The organism is Geodermatophilus chilensis, from assembly GCF_002802985.1.
Taxonomy (GTDB): domain Bacteria; phylum Actinomycetota; class Actinomycetes; order Mycobacteriales; family Geodermatophilaceae; genus Geodermatophilus; species Geodermatophilus chilensis.
Window position 1 is genome coordinate 1 of record NZ_NVPT01000315.1, and the last position, 2160, is coordinate 2160.

Genomic DNA, 2160 nt, shown 5'->3' on the forward strand with positions numbered 1-2160 from the left:
GCGGATGCAGTACCGCCCCGGGCTCCTGGTCGGCTTCCTCGCCAGCACCGGGCTCGAGTTCGGGCCCTTCCTGTAACCCCCGCCCTTGAGAATCTTTAGCGCGGCGAGGTCGTCAGGCACGTCCGGCCGCTGGCTCTGCACCATGGGAGCCTGTCCCGTGCGCAGCTGCTCGAAGTACTGGGCGTCGTCGCCAGAGGGAACGACTGGGAGCCCTCCAGTCAGGGCTTGGAAGGCCAGGATGCCCAGGCCGAACATGTCGCTGGCCGGGGTAGGACTGCCGCCGGGTACGTGTTCGGGTGAGAGGTAGCCGGGTGTACCGGGCTGGTACTCGCCGGTCAGCGCGGTCTTGGTCAGATGCCGGGCGAACCCAGGGTCCATGAGCACAAAGCGCCCACTGGCCCGCTGACGCACGTTGCCCGGGGAGAGGTCTCGGTGGACCACATCGAGTTCATGGCAGGCGGCCAGGCCGGAGGCGGTGTCCACTACCAGGGACCAGACCTGCGCCGGAGCCCATGGAAACTCGCCGATCAGGTCGCGCATGTCATGACCGTCGAGGAGCTCCTCGACCCAGCACACCGCCTCCGGCCGGTCGCCGATCTCCACAGCCTCGGAAAGCACCCGAACCACGAACGGGGACTCCACCGTCGACAGGAGTTCGACCTCGCGGCGAGCCCGCTCGATGACCTGCTCCGCGTGTGCCGTCTCTGGCACCTGAACGATCTTCACGGCGACCGGGACGCTCTCGAGCTGACCGCGGTAGACCAGCTTCTGCCCGCCAGACAGCAGCGGGGTCAGCTCCGACGTCCCCAACGCCGCGCGCACCTCATCGAGCAGGTCGTGATGGTCCACCTTCTACTCCCCAACCTCTCCGTGCACCTTGCGTGTCCGCAACGACACGCAGCGTACAACTGTTCCGGCGATCCAGGGAGTTGGAGGGCGAGGCGTAGCGATCCGGTTTGGCCTCGGTCGCTTCGACACCTACCCACACCTGGCGGTGCCCCCCATGAGTAGGAGCAAACTGGCCATCGACTGATCTCATCGCTATCTCAGTCCAGGATATTTCAATGCACATCGCTTCCCACCTGCAGTCTTGCCCGCAGGCCATGCACACCGCTCAAGCGTCCGTAGTGCGCGACTACCTCGACTGAAAGAGGACCCGTCAGCGCGACGGCCCCCGGTCGACTCCGCCGGGGGGCCGTCGCCGTATCTGCCACACCGCCGACTGGCGACCTGTCGTGGCCTCGTCGACCTCGAGACCACGACGACTCGCCACTCGGCACGCCAGGCAGTCGAGGACGGCTCCTGGCCGCGGTGTCGGCCGCCGCCCCGGTGACCTGCATCTCAGGATGGTCACGATCTCACCCCGATGAGCCGGTCCGCCGGTGTACGCCGTCACGCGCCGGGTAGACGGCGTAGCGTGGGGGTTGTCAAGACAGCAGCGGACCCACCAGCCGGACGACGACCGGCGCACGCGAACGACGAGAACAGCACGACACGACAGACCGGCACCACCCAGTGACGTCCCTGCTGACCCGGACCACCTGCACCACCGGCACCGGCCTCACCGCTCTCGGCGAGTCCACCCGTCGGATCGGGCGGGTCGGGAACACAGGGGGACATCCTGGCGCTGTGCAGGAGGCCGATCCGCAGCCGCGGGTCCGTGCGGTAGAGAGCGAGTGATGACCCAGATGACCCAGACGCTGACGACGACCCCGCCCGCCGACGACCTCGTCGTTCCCTTCCACTGTGACCGCTGTGGCGCACTGGCCAAGGTGCGGGTGGTCCTCGCCAGCGGCAGCGACCTCGTCTTCTGCGGGCACCACGCCCGTGAGTACGAGGGCAAGCTCCGCGACATCGCGGTCGACATCATCGAGACTGAAGGCGAACAGCGCCTCAGCCACTGACGGAGGCGCTATCGTCGCTCAAAGCGATGAAGCCCTCACCCGACGCCGCCGCCGGCGTCCCGTTCCCGCCTGACGGGGACAGGGCGCCGGCGGCTCCGTCGTTCCCGGGATCCCCCCTCGACGACCACCCGGCGACCCGGCTATCTGGTGGTCCTTGGTCTCCCCTGCCTCTGATACCAATCTGACGCTGCCGTAGACTCCTTCCGCGCTACCAACAGTTCCAACATCTCACGTCATGCCGACTCACCACGGCTGA

General features: G+C 67.5%; 2 protein-coding genes. One reads left to right on the forward strand and one right to left on the reverse strand.

What is annotated here, in order from left to right:
* On the reverse strand, window positions 1–849 hold an 849-nt coding region (locus CNO22_RS26770; protein WP_157937158.1), incomplete at its 3' end, for a serine/threonine-protein kinase.
* An 830-nt stretch (window positions 850–1679) separates the two neighbouring features.
* On the opposite strand from CNO22_RS26770, the gene CNO22_RS26775 reads away from it, so the two are divergent.
* Complete coding sequence (locus CNO22_RS26775; protein ID WP_100502258.1) at window positions 1680–1904, forward strand: DUF7455 domain-containing protein; 225 nt, start codon at window positions 1680–1682, stop codon at window positions 1902–1904.
* Window positions 1905–2160 lie beyond the last annotated feature (256 nt).

What these genes read in the sequence shown, in the direction of transcription:
- CNO22_RS26775 (WP_100502258.1), top strand. Translation starts at nt 1,680, where the DNA reads ATGACCCAGATGACCCAGACGCTGACGACGACCCCGCCCGCCGACGAC.